Origin of the sequence: Kosakonia sp. N21 (genome assembly GCF_050587465.1) — a bacterium.
Taxonomy (GTDB): Bacteria; Pseudomonadota; Gammaproteobacteria; order Enterobacterales; family Enterobacteriaceae.
In genome coordinates, this window is the sequence record NZ_JBOBHR010000010.1 from 151,918 (window position 1) to 168,075 (window position 16,158).

Annotated in this window: 14 protein-coding genes and 1 pseudogene; 13 read left to right on the forward strand and 2 right to left on the reverse strand. The window is 54.1% G+C overall.

Going from position 1 to position 16,158, the window contains the following annotated elements; all coding sequences use genetic code 11:
- Window positions 1-46: 46 nt before the first annotated feature.
- Complete coding sequence (rph, locus tag ACQ3G7_RS21140) at window positions 47-763, reverse strand: ribonuclease PH (RefSeq protein ID WP_061492495.1); 717 nt, start codon at window positions 761-763, stop codon at window positions 47-49.
- Between the two features lie 122 nt (window positions 764-885).
- Between rph and ACQ3G7_RS21145 the strand changes: the two genes are divergently transcribed.
- From ACQ3G7_RS21145 to ACQ3G7_RS21170, 6 genes and pseudogenes are all read left to right on the forward strand, one after another.
- Entirely contained in the window at window positions 886-1,749 is an 864-nt protein-coding gene (locus ACQ3G7_RS21145) for a YicC/YloC family endoribonuclease (RefSeq protein WP_430891884.1), read from the forward strand.
- Window positions 1,750-1,950: 201 nt separating this feature from the next.
- Complete coding sequence (locus tag ACQ3G7_RS21150) at window positions 1,951-2,271, forward strand: Arm DNA-binding domain-containing protein (RefSeq protein WP_430891886.1); 321 nt, start codon at window positions 1,951-1,953, stop codon at window positions 2,269-2,271.
- Between the two features lie 171 nt (window positions 2,272-2,442).
- Window positions 2,443-3,246, forward strand: coding sequence for a DUF3289 family protein (locus tag ACQ3G7_RS21155; protein WP_430891888.1), 804 nt, complete (start codon window positions 2,443-2,445; stop codon window positions 3,244-3,246).
- Complete coding sequence (locus tag ACQ3G7_RS21160) at window positions 3,239-3,685, forward strand: DUF943 family protein (protein WP_430891889.1); 447 nt, start codon at window positions 3,239-3,241, stop codon at window positions 3,683-3,685. The genes ACQ3G7_RS21155 and ACQ3G7_RS21160 overlap by 8 nt, the downstream gene beginning before the upstream one ends.
- A gap of 282 nt (window positions 3,686-3,967) precedes the next feature.
- Window positions 3,968-4,153: pseudogene (locus tag ACQ3G7_RS21165) on the forward strand (LysR family transcriptional regulator); the annotation flags it as partial.
- A gap of 222 nt (window positions 4,154-4,375) precedes the next feature.
- Window positions 4,376-4,993 carry a trimeric intracellular cation channel family protein gene (locus ACQ3G7_RS21170; protein ID WP_430891891.1) on the forward strand — a complete coding sequence of 206 codons (618 nt, stop codon included), beginning with the start codon at window positions 4,376-4,378 and terminating at the stop codon, window positions 4,991-4,993.
- Here ACQ3G7_RS21170 and ligB read toward each other — a convergent pair.
- On the reverse strand, window positions 4,987-6,666 hold the full coding sequence (gene ligB, locus ACQ3G7_RS21175; RefSeq protein WP_430891928.1) for an NAD-dependent DNA ligase LigB: 1,680 nt from the start codon (window positions 6,664-6,666) through the stop codon (window positions 4,987-4,989). The two genes, ACQ3G7_RS21170 and ligB, sit on opposite strands and share 7 nt — an antisense overlap.
- Before the next feature lie 258 nt (window positions 6,667-6,924).
- Here ligB and gmk point away from each other — a divergent pair, with 258 nt between their 5' ends.
- The 7 genes from gmk to ACQ3G7_RS21210 form a co-directional block, all read left to right on the forward strand.
- Window positions 6,925-7,548, forward strand: coding sequence for a guanylate kinase (gene gmk, locus ACQ3G7_RS21180; protein WP_263098778.1), 624 nt, complete (start codon window positions 6,925-6,927; stop codon window positions 7,546-7,548).
- Between the two features lie 54 nt (window positions 7,549-7,602).
- Window positions 7,603-7,878, forward strand: a complete 276-nt coding sequence (rpoZ, locus tag ACQ3G7_RS21185) for a DNA-directed RNA polymerase subunit omega (RefSeq protein WP_000135058.1) — start codon at window positions 7,603-7,605, stop codon at window positions 7,876-7,878.
- A 19-nt stretch (window positions 7,879-7,897) separates the two neighbouring features.
- Window positions 7,898-10,021, forward strand: coding sequence for a bifunctional GTP diphosphokinase/guanosine-3',5'-bis pyrophosphate 3'-pyrophosphohydrolase (gene spoT, locus ACQ3G7_RS21190; RefSeq protein WP_263098777.1), 2,124 nt, complete (start codon window positions 7,898-7,900; stop codon window positions 10,019-10,021).
- A 4-nt stretch (window positions 10,022-10,025) separates the two neighbouring features.
- Entirely contained in the window at window positions 10,026-10,715 is a 690-nt protein-coding gene (trmH, locus tag ACQ3G7_RS21195) for a tRNA (guanosine(18)-2'-O)-methyltransferase TrmH (RefSeq protein ID WP_430891916.1), read from the forward strand.
- Between the two features lie 4 nt (window positions 10,716-10,719).
- Window positions 10,720-12,801: an ATP-dependent DNA helicase RecG gene (gene recG, locus ACQ3G7_RS21200; RefSeq protein WP_430891918.1), complete on the forward strand. Its 2,082-nt coding sequence runs from the start codon at window positions 10,720-10,722 to the stop codon at window positions 12,799-12,801.
- A gap of 125 nt (window positions 12,802-12,926) precedes the next feature.
- Window positions 12,927-14,312 carry a nucleobase:cation symporter-2 family protein gene (locus tag ACQ3G7_RS21205; RefSeq protein ID WP_430891920.1) on the forward strand — a complete coding sequence of 462 codons (1,386 nt, stop codon included), beginning with the start codon at window positions 12,927-12,929 and terminating at the stop codon, window positions 14,310-14,312.
- A gap of 121 nt (window positions 14,313-14,433) precedes the next feature.
- Window positions 14,434-16,158, forward strand: a 1,725-nt coding sequence (locus ACQ3G7_RS21210) for an AsmA family protein (protein ID WP_430891929.1), incomplete at its 3' end; no start/stop codon positions are given.

Sequence of the window (16,158 nt, forward strand, 5' to 3'; positions counted from 1 at the left end):
ACTTTTCTACAGACAAAAAAAAGGGCGACATCGTCGCCCTTAGTAACTAGTTCGCCAGCGCCGCTTTCTGCGTCGCGATAATCGATTCGATCCCCCCTCTGGCCAGCGCCAGCAGGGTGAGTAGCTCTTCGTGGGAGAAGGGCTCGCCTTCCGCCGTCCCCTGAACCTCAATCATGCGGCCATCTTCAGTCATCACCACATTCATATCGGTTTCGGCTGCGGAGTCTTCCACGTATTCCAGGTCACACACCGCTTCACCGTTCACGATGCCCACAGAGACTGCGGCAACCATGCCCTTCAGCGGGTTGGTTTTCAGCTTCCCGGCAGCAACCAGTTTGTTCAGCGCATCCGCCAGCGCCACACACGCACCGGTAATCGACGCGGTACGGGTACCGCCGTCAGCCTGAATAACATCGCAGTCGAGAGTAATGGTGAACTCGCCCAGTGCGTTCAAATCGACCGCTGCGCGCAGTGCGCGGGCAATCAGACGCTGGATTTCCATAGTACGCCCACCCTGTTTACCCTTTGCCGCTTCGCGCGCATTACGGGTATGAGTGGAACGCGGCAGCATGCCATATTCAGCTGTGATCCAGCCCTGGCCCTGGCCTTTCAGAAAACGCGGAACGCCTTCTTCAATAGAGGCGGTGCACAGCACTTTGGTATCACCAAATTCAACCAGCACGGAGCCTTCTGCGTGTTTTGTGTAATTACGGGTCAGGGTAACGGGACGCACCTGAGTGGCGCTACGGCCTGCTGGACGCATGATGATTTCTCCGGCTATTCGAATGTGGCTGCGCATTATACTGGCTTACCGTGGTTATTCCTATCCTGATAAGGCCACGAAAGCTATAATCCCCGCATCTCTCTTTAAAAACGGGAACGTCTATGATCCGCAGTATGACCGCCTACGCCCGGCGTGAAATCAAGGGTGAATGGGGCTCTGCCTCCTGGGAACTGCGCTCGGTTAACCAGCGTTATCTGGAAACTTACTTCCGTCTGCCGGAGCAATTCCGCAGCCTTGAGCCGGTTGTCCGTGAACGTCTCCGTACCCGCCTGACGCGCGGCAAAGTCGAATGTAATCTGCGTTTTGAACCGGATGCCAGCGCGCAAGGCGAATTGATCCTTAATGAGAAACTGGCTAAGCAACTGGTCAACGCAGCGAACTGGGTCAAAATGCAGAGCGACGAAGGGGAAATCAATCCGGTCGATATTCTGCGCTGGCCAGGCGTAATGGCGGCGCAGGAGCAGGACCTGGACGCAATTGCCGCGCAAATTCTCGCCGCGCTGGACGGCGCGTTGGATGACTTTATCGTTGCCCGCGAAACCGAAGGCCAAGCGCTGAAAGCTCTGATTGAACAGCGTCTGGAAGGCGTGAGCAGTGAAGTCACCAAAGTTCGCGGTCATATGCCGGAAATCCTGCAATGGCAGCGTGAGCGCCTGGTCTCCAAACTGGAAGAAGCGCAGGTGCAGCTTGAGAATAACCGTCTTGAGCAGGAACTGGTGCTGATGGCGCAGCGTATCGACGTTGCCGAAGAGCTGGATCGTCTCGACGCTCACGTCAAAGAGACCTACAACATTCTGAAGAAGAAAGAGGCTGTTGGCCGTCGACTCGACTTTATGATGCAGGAGTTCAACCGTGAGTCGAACACCCTGGCGTCCAAGTCCATTAATACAGACGTGACCAATTCGGCTATCGAGCTGAAAGTGCTGATCGAACAAATGCGCGAGCAGATTCAGAACATCGAGTAAATTCTCTCAAAGTCCGCACCATTCCATAAGCCCATGTTAAATGGGCTTTTTTATTTGAAGGATAGTCTATTGAAGACCACTTAGATTCATTAAAAACCACCAATAAGTGAGGAGTAAAAGGGGGAGTCTTTTTGCTCTACTCGTCTCATCTGACAGTTCATAACCATATACTCCCACAACGATTTTTCATCAGGATAGGTTATGGCCTCACTCACTGTCAGAACGGTTCAGGCCCTCATCAAAGCAGGAGTACCGGCGAAGTTTGGAGATGGGCGTTGCTTGTATCTGAAAGTCCAACCAAAGGGTGAACCTTACTGGATGCTTCGATACACAATCCACTCCAGGAGACGAGACCTGCTTGCTTCACTGTCAGTTCCTCCGCTCGTAGCAAAGCGGTGTTTGAACCACAAACTGAAAGGTGTCGAAGGGATCTATGAAAGGCATGATTACTTTGATGAAAAGAGAGAAACCTTACTAAGGGTTGTTGCGGAAATAAGATTTATTAATGAGCGTTACGATTAATCTCCTTTCTTAGCAGTTGCTTACTCTCACATGCGTAGCAACATAGATCGCATCCTGATAAATCGTCCAGCCTAAACTCTCAGACAAAAAAAGTTAAGAAAACGCCTAATTACAGCACTAAAGTATAATTGTATAGTAGTTGTACATTTGATTGAAAGGGATTTATTTCGGATGGACGCAATCGATAGTAAATTGGTAATCTTCACCACAAGAAAAAGATTTAATGACAGAAATGCCGATGATATGCAGAGCGGCGATATGGATGCTGATACACTAAAAAAGCATTATCATCTCGGACAAGTATCAACATTCATTGACTGGACAACTTTTGGCCCTTCCTATAAACATCCTTATCTAAGCTCAATACCTGCCGTAAGTAGAGAAAAAGCCATTGCCATGTTATATGATGAGTTAAGATCTCAATCTCATGTATTTTCTTTCCAGGGTCCATACCAGGGTTTGATCAAAGATCTTTTCAATCATATGCAACGGAATAATGGAAGAGATTACCAACATCCAGCAATGAATAATGCATATAAAAATCTAATTTTGGCTGAGAAGACCCGTTATAGCACTTTACCCATCATTAAAAAAGCTATCGAGCAATTTGATTTTAGTAAATCCAAACTGACAAAAGAGTATTTTTCAAGTGATTTATATAAAAGTTTTTTACCCAAATACACAAGATGGAAAGATTGGTTCAATGGAATGGGTATTACCGTTCATGATATAAATAGTACAGAAATTTCCATTGAGAGCCTCATCCTTCAAGGAAATAGATATACTGCGGTTGTAAAATACAGAGCACAAGATCATTTTGGCTTAGACAGAGAGGATATATTGAAACCCGAATTCAATTCGATTGCTTTTTTTAGGATATGGTTTGTCCTTCAGCGGGCAAAGCATTTAGCTCAAAAACCATTTTTCACTAATTTTGAAGCCACTATAACATTGACAGGAGAAAACAATGTTTAATTATAAAAGGATTGGAGCAATTACAATTATTTTAATAATTGCATACTGCATATGGATTGCTGTCAGACCAACAAAAATAGTCAGAGTGGATAATGGTGTGGTTTTTGTAGAACATTTGCCAATGACAACAGAAGGAAAATTAAAATGGTGGATGAAAAATAAGGACTTACTTCAGGAAAAATATCACGTTATCAATACACCATATAACTTCACAGTTACCATCATGAACTTCGATGGTTATGAACAATTACCCAAAGGAACAAGGGATGGTTCTATCGATGATTATACTTGCTTTGATGATACTAATGGCAAGTATGAAAAATGTGTGTATAACAGTATAGCAATAGTTGTCAGAGGCAACCTTGATAGTAAACAATTCATAAACATAGACGATGAAACTTATATCCAAACATATGATGGCAAAGTCGTTTTAGAATGAAATCTTTGAATATAATATTATTATGTATTTAATTATAAAAAATAATCTGTCGTGTAAAATACAGATTATTCAATATGAATATTATATAATCCAGGTTGGTTCTGAAAACAATAAATATTTTCGTTTGTAAGACGAGTTGAAAGCCAGAGCCTGCGACTTCCCAAATCGCCGTATAAGCAATTACCTGCTCATGGGAAAAGAGACTCTTAATAGGGTTATAGCGTAGCTGTCCGGTGTTGAACCAAGCCAACCACCTAATGTCATTCAGATTGGCTACCGCACTGGCTCATCCGCAAACAGCTGGAAAGTGGTCGGCTGGTAAGGTTGCTTGCCGATACAGAAAGCGTGAAATTCCCGGTGCACGCCGTCTGGCCCAAAACGCGCTGGCTACCGCTAAAAGTGCGAATCACCGTGGATATGCTGCTGGAAACGTTGCCGCAGGTGATGGCCCCGTACGAGCAGAAATGATGCTGATCGGCATGATTAGTTTTGTCAGGCTAAAAGCCATAAATCTGGTGATAAACCCTCTATAGATAAAAACAATTAAATATTAAAATCAATCTGTTAAATGAAAATCGCCTTTCAAATTCACATTAGTAAAAGTTATCCAACACGCCATGTGTGAGAAAATCTCAATCGTCGTCTGCCATACGAGCCGCTACCCTACCGCCTCTGAATCAGGGAGGCGATATGCTGTTACACACTCTTTATCTTATTGGCATTACCGCCGAAGCCATGACAGGCGCGCTGGCGGCAGGTCGCCGCCGGATGGATACCTTTGGCGTTATTATTATTGCCACCGCCACTGCACTTGGCGGCGGCTCGGTCCGCGATATCCTGCTTGGTCATTATCCGCTTGGCTGGGTGAAGCATCCCGAATACGTCATTATTGTCGCCGTTGCCGCAGTGCTGACCACCATTTTTGCGCCGGTGATGCCGCATCTGCGCCGCCTGTTCCTGATCCTCGATGCTCTCGGGCTGGTGGTGTTCTCCATTATCGGAGCGCAAATCGCACTGGATATGGGAGAAGGTCCAGTGATCGCCACTATTGCGGCTGTAGTTACCGGCGTATTTGGCGGCGTACTGCGCGATATGTTCTGTAAACGTATTCCCCTGGTATTTCAGAAAGAACTCTACGCCGGAATCGCCTTTGCCTCAGCCGTACTCTATCTCGCCCTTGGCCATTATATTTCCAGCCATGATACGGTTGTGATCGCCACCCTCCTGTTCGGCTTCACAGCCCGTTTGCTGGCAATCCGCTGGAAACTGGGATTGCCGGTATTTCATTACAAACACAACGCTCACTGAAATGCCTTCACACCCTGGTTGCCCAGCCATACCGCCAGCTGTTCAACCACTGGCGTTCGGACGAAGGTGATAAGCTGCCGGGCTTTTTGTGCACCAATAGCGGGTAACTGCTGCCATGCAAGCTCATCACGCGCACGTACTTGCCGCCAGTGTGTATCACTCGTCGCTTTTAACGCCGCCTGCGGCAGCGGCGTGCCCAGAGCATTCAGCCAGCGGGTAAACGGCCTGTCGCGCGCCAACGAAAAACGGTGCCAGAGTTGCAGGCCTCGCGCAGCAGAGAAACCCGGCGTCGCCTGCAATTGCGCCTTCGTCAGCGCCAGCCAGGAAAATATGTGCTCAAAACGATGTGCCTGATGCAATGCGCGCCAGCCCTCTTCCCCCACGCCGTCAATGCCGAGCGCTTTTGACGACCCCAGCCAAACCAGTCGGGCAATAAATTGCTCGTGGCACTCCGGTGAGGCATAAAAACATGTCAGCGGGGTAAATCGCGCATCCGGCGGCGTGGGCTTTTCCCGTACCACTCCACGCCAGACCACACGGTTGATACGCGGGATACCCTGCCCGGCAAGGCTCACAGAAACATGATCCCCCGGCGCGATATCCAGCAGCTGCCATTTTCGGATGGAGCCAATATTCACTCGCCGGACACGTTTATCATCCAGTTGCACCGGCTCAAGCTGCGCCACCACCGAAATTTTACCGGTACGACCTGTCGCGAACTGGATCCCGCTGACTCCGGTAACCTGCTCAATCGGCTCGTATTTCCAGGCCGCCACCCAGTGCCCTTCTCCGGGCAACCACGCGTTTCCTGCTGGTTCCATCGACGAGCGGACCACTACGCCATCGGTTACAAACGGCAACGGTGATGTGAACCAACTGGCGCGCAAACGCTCCACATCCTGCACATTGTTTACCGCTACGCTGTAGCGCTGCCCCCATTCGAACCCCACCTTGCTGAGTAACTCAGCTTTTCCGGAAAATGTTGCCGGGCCATCCGGCCAGGCCCAAACGAAAAACGCCAACTCAGACAGAAGAGGCGTGTCGCGGCGGCTCATCATTGCCCCTGCCACCTTTGCCCGGGCGTTGAGCCCTCCCATACGTTTTTGAACGTGGTTATCGCGGCGTAGAAACAACTCCCCCTGCAAAACGCTATCCGCCAACAAACCGGTTACCGTTTTGGGAATCGACGGGATAGCGCGCACTTTTTCTGTCCAGTCCTCTCCTGCCAGGCCATCTCCCCGGCTGATGGCTTGTATCAGCTTGCCATGCCGGTACACCAGCGTGACCGCCACACCATCCACTTTTGGCTGAACCCAAAGATCTTTCTTTCCCGCCATCCATTGCTGTAGCGCATGTTTATCGGCCAGTTTGCGCACCCCGGTATGCGCCACCGGATGCTTCACATTGCCGCCTGGCAATGTCGATACGCTGCCAACAGCATGCAGATCAAAGCAACGCTGCCACTGCGTTAAGCGCATACTGAGCCGGTCATACACATCATCACTCACGCCGCTATCGCCCTGTTTCCAATAGTCGTTGTTCCATTGTGCCAGCTGTTGTTGCAGGCGGCTGACTTCTTCCTGCGCCCGTGCTGGCGACCAGACCGGGCAGGTCGCCAGAGTGAATGTGCTCCACAGCAACAGACAAATTACGGCTCCGGCTTTTCTCCACATCATTATTTCTCCCTTGTGATAGCGCAGTCGTTATAGCGTTACCGGAACGACTCTTTCGAGCGGGAAAAGGGGAGATTGCGAGGACGGTTCAGGCAATTCATCGTGATCATGAAAATTTGCAGACAAATCAGGAAAGCAGTACGGGAAACGCCAAACTCAACGGGAAAAAGTGTGACAAAAGCTACGTCACATAGCAGCGATGTGTATAATAGGCACGTATGTAAGTTTCCTTTCGCAATTCACATACAAAAGACTCTCATGGCTCAAGGCACGCTCTATATTGTTTCCGCCCCCAGCGGCGCGGGTAAATCAAGCCTCATCCAGGCTTTGTTGAAGACCCAACCGTTATACGACACGCAAGTTTCTGTTTCGCATACGACGCGCGCTCCGCGCCCGGGTGAAGTGCACGGTGAACACTATTTCTTCGTTAATCATGACGAGTTCAAAGCCATGATCGGTGAAGACGCGTTTCTTGAGCATGCCGAGGTGTTTGGCAATTACTATGGCACCTCCCGCGCAACCATTGAGCAAGTGCTGTCCACTGGTGTGGATGTGTTCCTCGATATCGACTGGCAGGGCGCGCAACAAATTCGCACCCGGATGCCGCAGGCGCGCAGCATCTTTATTCTGCCGCCGTCGAAAGTGGAGCTGGATCGTCGCCTGCGCGGGCGCGGTCAGGACAGCGAAGAGGTGATCGCGAAACGTATGGCGCTGGCAGTTGCGGAAATGAGCCATTACGCAGAATATGATTACCTTATTGTGAATGATGATTTCGACACCGCCCTGGGCGATTTGAAAACCATTATTCGCGCTGAACGTCTGCGCATGAGCCGCCAGAAGCAGCGACATGACGCTTTAATCAGCAAACTATTGGCAGACTGAGCCTGGTTTCAGTATCATGCCCAGTCATTTCTTCACCTGTGGAGCATTTTAAGTATGGCACGCGTAACTGTTCAGGACGCTGTAGAGAAAATTGGTAACCGTTTTGACCTGGTGCTGGTCGCCGCGCGTCGCGCTCGTCAGATGCAGGTTGGCGGCAAAGATCCGCTGGTACCGGAAGAAAACGATAAAACCACCGTTATCGCGCTGCGCGAAATCGAAGAAGGTCTGATCAACAACCAGATCCTCGACGTACGTGAGCGCCAGGAGCAGCAAGAGCAGGAAGCCGCAGAACTGCAGGCCGTCACCGCCATTGCTGAAGGTCGCCGTTAATTAATCCTGCAGGTCACCCTTGTATCTGTTTGAAAGCCTGAATCAGCTGATTCAAAACTATCTGCCTGAAGACCAAATCAAACGTCTCAGGCAGGCGTATCTCGTTGCACGTGACGCTCACGAGGGCCAGACACGTTCAAGCGGTGAACCTTATATCACGCACCCGGTAGCGGTAGCCTGTATCCTGGCCGAGATGAAACTCGATCACGAAACGCTGATGGCCGCGCTACTGCATGATGTGATTGAAGATACCCCAGCCACGTACCAGGATATGGAACAGCTATTTGGCAAAAGTGTTGCCGAACTGGTGGAAGGGGTATCCAAACTTGATAAGCTCAAGTTTCAGGATAAGAAAGAAGCGCAGGCCGAAAACTTCCGCAAGATGATCATGGCGATGGTGCAGGACATCCGCGTCATTCTGATCAAACTTGCCGACCGCACGCACAACATGCGCACGCTGGGCTCGCTTCGCCCGGATAAACGTCGCCGCATTGCCCGTGAAACCCTCGAAATCTACAGTCCGCTGGCGCACCGTTTAGGTATTCACCACATCAAGACCGAGCTTGAAGAGCTGGGTTTTGAAGCGTTGTACCCAAACCGCTACCGCGTCATCAAAGAAGTGGTGAAAGCCGCGCGCGGCAACCGTAAAGAGATGATCCAAAAAATCCTCTCAGAAATCGAAGGGCGTTTACAGGAAGCGGGCATTCCCTGCCGCGTGAGCGGGCGTGAAAAGCACCTTTACTCCATCTACTGCAAGATGGTGCTGAAAGAGCAGCGTTTTCACTCAATCATGGATATCTACGCCTTTCGCGTCATCGTTCATGATCTGGATACCTGCTATCGCGTACTCGGCCAAATGCACAGCCTGTATAAACCGCGCCCGGGTCGCGTAAAAGACTACATCGCCATTCCCAAGGCGAACGGCTATCAGTCCCTGCACACCTCGATGATTGGTCCGCACGGCGTACCAGTTGAGGTGCAGATCCGCACGGAAGATATGGATCAGATGGCAGAGATGGGGGTCGCCGCACACTGGGCATATAAAGAGCACGGTGAAAGTAGCACCACGGCGCAAATCCGCGCCCAGCGCTGGATGCAAAGCCTGCTGGAGCTACAGCAGAGCGCCGGTAGCTCGTTTGAATTTATCGAGAGCGTTAAATCTGATCTCTTCCCCGATGAGATTTATGTTTTCACCCCGGAAGGCCGCATTGTCGAACTGCCCGCGGGCGCTACGCCAGTGGACTTCGCCTACGCTGTGCATACCGATATCGGCCATGCCTGTGTTGGCGCACGCGTCGACCGCCAGCCTTATCCGCTGTCGCAGTCGCTCTCCAGCGGCCAGACGGTAGAAATCATCACCGCGCCGGGCGCCCGCCCGAACGCCGCATGGCTGAACTTTGTCGTCAGCTCGAAAGCGCGCGCCAAAATCCGCCAGATGTTGAAAAACCTCAAGCGTGATGACTCAGTCAGTCTCGGTCGCCGTCTGCTCAATCATGCATTGGGCGGAAGCCGCAAACTGGCGGAAATCCCACCGGAGCATATTCAGCGCGAGCTGGACCGCATGAAGCTGGCAGCGCTGGACGATCTGCTGGCAGAAATCGGCCTCGGCAACGCCATGAGCGTCGTGGTGGCGAAAAACCTGCAGCAAGGGGAAGCAGTGCAAGCGGTACAAACGCCTGCCGGCACGGGCAACAGCGGCGGCCATCTGCCAATTAAAGGCGCCGACGGTGTGCTGATCACCTTCGCCAAATGCTGCCGCCCGATCCCTGGCGACCCGATTGTCGCTCACGTCAGCCCCGGCAAAGGGCTGGTTATCCACCATGAGTCCTGCCGTAACATTCGTGGCTATCAAAAAGAAGCCGAGAAATTTATGGCCGTGGAGTGGGACAAAGAGACCGCTCAGGAATTTATCACCGAAATCAAGGTGGATATGTTCAACCATCAGGGAGCACTGGCAAACCTGACGGCCGCCATTAATACGGCCTCTTCCAATATTCAGAGCCTGAATACGGAAGAGAAAGATGGCCGCGTATACAGTGCTTTCATCCGTCTCACGGCGCGCGATCGCGTCCACCTGGCGAATATCATGCGTAAGATCCGCGTGATGCCAGACGTGATTAAAGTCACCCGTAACCGAAACTGATTGTATGAATTCTCAGCGTTATGCACGTATCCGCGAGATGCTCGCCAGGCGTCAGCCTGATCTGACCGTCTGCATGGAGCAGGTTCACAAACCTCATAACGTCTCCGCGATTATCCGCACGGCGGACGCTGTTGGCGTGCATGAAGTTCATGCCGTCTGGCCGGGCAACCGCATGCGTACCATGGCCTCTTCCGCCGCAGGCAGTAATAGCTGGGTGGAAGTGAAAACGCACCGCACCATCAGCGATGCCGTTGGCGAGCTGAAAGCACGCGGTATGCAGATCCTCGCCACGCACCTGTCTGACAACGCCGTCGACTTTCGCGAGATCGATTACACCCGCCCGACCTGCATTCTGATGGGGCAGGAAAAAACCGGGATCACCCAGGAAGCACTGGATCTGGCGGATCAGGACATTATCATCCCGATGATCGGTATGGTGCAGTCGCTGAACGTCTCCGTGGCTTCCGCATTGATCCTGTATGAAGCTCAGCGCCAGCGGCAAAACGCGGGCATGTATCAGCGTGAAAACAGCATGCTGCCGGACGTTGAGCAGCAGCGCCTGCTGTTCGAGGGCGGTTACCCGGTACTGGCAAACGTCGCCAAACGCAAAGGCCTGCCTTACCCTCACGTCAATACTGAGGGGCAAATCGAAGCCGACCCGACATGGTGGGCCACCATGCAGGCAGCAGGGTAACAACATGAAAGGCCGCCTGCTCGACGCTATTCCGCTCAACACGCTGACCGGCGTCGGCGCAGCGCAGAGCAGCAAACTGGCGAAAATCGGCCTGCACACCGTGCAGGATCTCCTGCTTCACCTGCCGCTGCGCTATGAAGATCGCACCCAGCTGTACCCCATTGCCGATCTGCTGCCGGGTGTTTATGCCACGGTGGAAGGCGAAGTGCTGAACTGCAATATCACCTTCGGCGGGCGTCGGATGATGACCTGCCAGATCAGCGACGGCTCCGGCATCCTCACCATGCGCTTTTTTAACTTCAACGCGGCGATGAAAAACAGCCTCGCTACCGGCCGCCGTGTGCTGGCCTACGGTGAAGCGAAACGCGGGAAGTACGGCGCCGAGATGATCCACCCGGAGTACCGCATTCAGGGCGATCTCAGCACGCCGGATTTACAGGAAACCCTGACGCCGGTGTACCCCACCACTGAAGGCGTGAAACAGGCGACCTTGCGCAAGCTGACCGATCAGGCGCTGGATCTGCTGGCGACCTGCGCCATCAGCGAACTGCTGCCGCCGGAGCTGGCACAGGGCATGATGAGCCTGCCGGACGCCCTGCGCACGCTGCACCGCCCGCCGCCCACCCTTCAGCTCAGCGACCTCGAAAGCGGGCAGCACCCGGCGCAAAAACGTTTAATTCTCGAAGAGTTGCTGGCACACAACCTGAGCATGTTGGCGCTACGGGCCGGAGCACAGCGCTACCACGCGCAACCGCTCGCCGCCAACGATGCGCTAAAACAAGGTCTGCTGGCATCACTGCCGTTTAAACCGACGGGCGCGCAGGATCGCGTCGTGGCGGAAATCGAGCGCGACATGGCGCTGGATATGCCCATGATGCGCCTCGTGCAGGGCGATGTCGGCTCCGGTAAAACGCTGGTTGCCGCGCTCGCGGCCTTACGCGCCATCGCCAACGGCAAACAAGTGGCGATGATGGCTCCGACCGAACTGCTGGCCGAGCAGCACACGAATAACTTCCGCAACTGGTTTGCCCCACTCGGCGTGGAAGTGGGTTGGCTGGCGGGCAAACAGAAAGGCAAAGCGCGGCAAGCCCAGCAAGAAGCGATTGCCAGCGGTCAGGTACAGATGATCGTCGGTACGCACGCTATTTTCCAGGAGCAGGTGCAGTTTAACGGCCTTGCGCTGGTGATTATCGATGAGCAGCACCGCTTTGGTGTACATCAGCGCCTGGCGCTGTGGGAAAAAGGCCAACAGCAAGGTTTCCACCCGCATCAGTTGATCATGACCGCCACGCCCATTCCGCGAACGCTGGCAATGACCGCCTATGCCGATCTGGATACCTCCGTCATCGACGAGTTGCCACCGGGCCGTACGCCGGTCACCACCGTCGCCATTCCGGATACCCGCCGTAACGACATTATCGATCGCGTGCGCAACGCCTGTACTGACGAAGGCCGCCAGGCGTACTGGGTCTGTACGCTGATTGAAGAGTCAGACCTGCTGGAAGCGCAAGCGGCGGAAGCCACCTGGGAAGAGCTGAAACTGGCGCTGCCGGAGCTGAATGTGGGCCTGGTACACGGGCGAATGAAGTCCGCCGAAAAGCAGGCCGTCATGCAGGCCTTCAAGCAGGGCGAACTGCATTTGCTGGTCGCCACCACGGTGATTGAAGTGGGCGTGGACGTACCTAACTCCAGCCTGATGATCATTGAAAACCCGGAGCGTCTTGGCCTTGCGCAACTCCACCAGTTGCGTGGCCGCGTCGGGCGTGGTGCGGTGGCCTCGCATTGCGTGCTGCTGTATAAATCCCCGTTGTCCAAAACCGCGCAAAAACGTCTGCAGGTATTACGCGACAGCAACGACGGCTTTGTGATTGCGCAAAAAGATCTGGAAATTCGCGGCCCCGGCGAACTGCTTGGCACCCGCCAGACCGGCAATGCCGAATTCAAAGTCGCCGATCTGCTGCGCGACCAGGCGATGATCCCCGAAGTGCAGCGCACTGCCCGCCATATTCATGAGCGCTACCCGCAGCTGGCGGAAGCCCTGATCGACCGCTGGATGCCGGAAACAGAACGCTACTCCAACGCCTGAGTTTTAGAACCTTATGCCGTAAAAAGAATCCCCCTTAGAAAAGTATGTTGTTAACAAAGCAACCGTTTGCTTTTACCAAACAGTCCGATAAAATCACCGCTTTTCCACCCAGGGGATTGCTTGAGATGTCCGTAAACACCATCGAGTCAGAAAGTGCGCAACCGGTTGCGCAGACTCAACCCAGCGAACTGATCTACCGCCTTGAAGACCGCCCGCCGCTGGCGCAAACGCTGTTTGCCGCGCTGCAGCACCTGCTGGCGATGTTTGTCGGCGTTATCACGCCCGCGCTGCTTATCTGCCAGGCGCTGGGTTTACCGGCTCAGGACACTCAGCACATCATCAGCATGTCGCTGTTCGCCTCTGGTGTGGCTTCCATTATCCAGATCAAAGCCTGGGGGCCGGTGGGTTCTGGCCTGTTGTCGATTCAGGGCACCAGCTTTAACTTTGTAGCACCGCTGATTATGGGTGGCACTGCACTGAAAACCGGTGGTGCGGATGTACCGACGATGATGGCGGCACTGTTCGGCACCCTGATGCTGGCAAGCTGCACCGAAATGGTTATCTCCCGCATTCTGCCGCTGGCGCGCCGTATTATCACCCCACTGGTCTCCGGCGTGGTGGTGATGATTATCGGCCTGTCGCTGATTCAGGTCGGTTTGACCTCCGTGGGCGGCGGTTTTGCCGCGATGGGCAACCACACCTTCGGCGCACCGAAGAACCTGCTGCTGGCAGGCGTGGTGCTGGCGATCATTATTCTGTTGAACCGCCAGCGTAACCCTTACCTGCGCATCGCCTCTCTGGTGATCGCCATGGCGGTCGGTTACGTGCTGGCAATGTTTATGGGCATGCTACCGACGTATAACGCCCCGGCGGACGCCTTTATGGTGCCGACACCGCTCTACTACGGCCTGAGCATTGACTGGAACCTGCTGCTGCCGCTGATGCTGGTGTTTATGATCACCTCGCTGGAAACCATCGGCGACATCACCGCCACGTCTGACGTTTCTGAGCAGCCGGTTGCCGGCCCGGTCTATATGAAGCGCCTGAAAGGCGGTGTCCTGGCTAACGGCCTTAACTCCTTCGTCTCCGCGGTGTTTAACACCTTCCCGAACTCCTGTTTCGGTCAGAACAATGGCGTCATCCAGTTGACCGGCGTCGCCAGCCGCTACATTGGCTTCTTCGTGGCGTTGATGCTGATTGTGCTGGGCCTGTTCCCGGCGGTGAGCGCGTTTGTGCAGCAACTGCCTGAGCCGGTGCTCGGCGGCGCAACGCTGGTGATGTTCGGAACTATCGCCGCTTCTGGCGTGCGTATTGTTTCCCGCGAGCCGCTGAACCGCCGCGCGATCATGATTATTGCGCTGTCGCTGGCTGTCGGCCTTGGTGTTTCTCAGCAGCCGCAAATCCTGCAATTCGCCCCGGACTGGCTGAAAAACCTGCTCTCTTCCGGCATCGCCGCTGGCGGTATCACGGCGATTGTACTGAATCTGATTTTTCCGCCAGAGAAAAACTGATGCATGCCGCAGCAACGGGGCCAAACCGTTGCCGCGGTCACTTCCTTTCATCATTCCGCCCTTGAGCATTGCGCATAAATCGTGCATAACTGCCTGACTGACACGTCGGGGATGGAAGATGATGAAATTTCTTGGAAAGCTGCTCCTTGTTGTCGCTATCGTCTTGTTACTGGCGATGCTGGCGGTCTATTTCTTGTTGCAAACTCGCTGGGGTGCAACGCAGGTCAGCCAGTGGGTCAGCAACAACAGCGACTATCATCTGACGTTCGATGTGATGGATCACCGCTTCTCTTCCCCGTCCCATGTGCTGCTGAAAAACGTTAACTTTGGCCATAAAGGCAAACCCGCCACCCTGGTCGCTAAAACCGTCGATATTGATCTCAGTAGCCGCCAGCTTACCGATCCGCTGCATGTGGACACCATTCTGTTGCAGGACGGCACGCTCAATCTCTCCCCGGCTGCCGCGCCGTTGCCTTTCCAGGCCGATCGTCTGCAACTGAGCAATATGGCGTTTAACAGCCCGGCCACTGGCTGGGATCTGAGTGCGCAACGGGTCACCGGCGGTGTTGCGCCGTGGCAACCGGTCGCAGGCAATGTGCTCGGCAGCAAAACGCAGATCCAGATGAGCGCCGGATCGCTGACATTAAACGGCGTTCCCGCCAGTAACGTTCTCATTCAGGGCAGTATTGATAAAGATGTGGTTACGCTGACCACCATTGGCGCGGATATGGCGCGCGGTTCGCTGACGGGCGATGCGCAACGCAATGCCGACGGCAGTTGGGTGGTGAATAACCTGAGGCTGAACGATATCCGCCTGCAAAGCGACAAACCCCTGCTCGATTTCTTTAATCCGCTGACCACACTGCCTTCACTGAAAATTGGTCGCGTCGAGGTGACGGATGCGCGCCTGCAAGGACCGGAATGGGCAGTTACCGACCTCGATCTGAGCTTGCGCAACCTGACGCTGGAAGGCGGCGACTGGAAAAGCGACGACGGCAGGCTGTCGATGAACGCCACCGAGTTTATTTACGGTTCGCTGCATCTGTTCGATCCGATCCTGAACGCCACCTTCTCGCCGCAGGGCATTGCGCTGCAGCAGTTCACCTCACGCTGGGAAAACGGCATGGTGCGCACCTCCGGTAACTGGTATCGCGCCGGGCACGCACTGGTGCTGGACGACGCCGCCTTTGCCGGGCTGGAATACACCTTGCCGGCAAACTGGAAGCAGGTCTGGATGGATGAACTGCCAACGTGGCTGAACAGCGTGACGCTGAAGAAATTCAGCGCCAGCCGCAATCTGGTGATTGATATCGACCCGGACTTCCCGTGGCAACTCACCGCGCTGGATGGCTATGGGGATAACCTGCAACTGGCGCGCGATCGCAAATGGGGCGTCTGGGGCGGCAGCGCAAAACTGAACGCCGCCGCCGCAACGTTTAACCGCGTTGATGTGCGCCGCCCGTCTCTGGCATTAAACGCGAACAGCAGCACGGTGAACATCAGCGAACTTAGCGCCTTTACCGGCCAGGGCTTGCTGGAAGCCACCGCCGTGGTTTCGCAAACGCCGGAGCGCAGCGTCAACCTCAGTCTGCGCGGGCGCGGCGTGCCGGTAAATGTGTTGCAGGAGTGGGGCTGGCCCGCGCTACCGATAAGCGGCGATGGCAATCTGCAACTGACCGCCAACGGTAACGTCAACGCAAATGCGCCGCTGAAACCGACGGTGAATGGCGAGTTGCAGGCGATAAACGTCCAGAAACAGCAGCTAAAACAAAGTATGCATGGCGGTGTCATCTCCGGTGGCGTGGTTGCGCCACCGGCAGAGTCTGCGCCATCACCCTCACCCCAA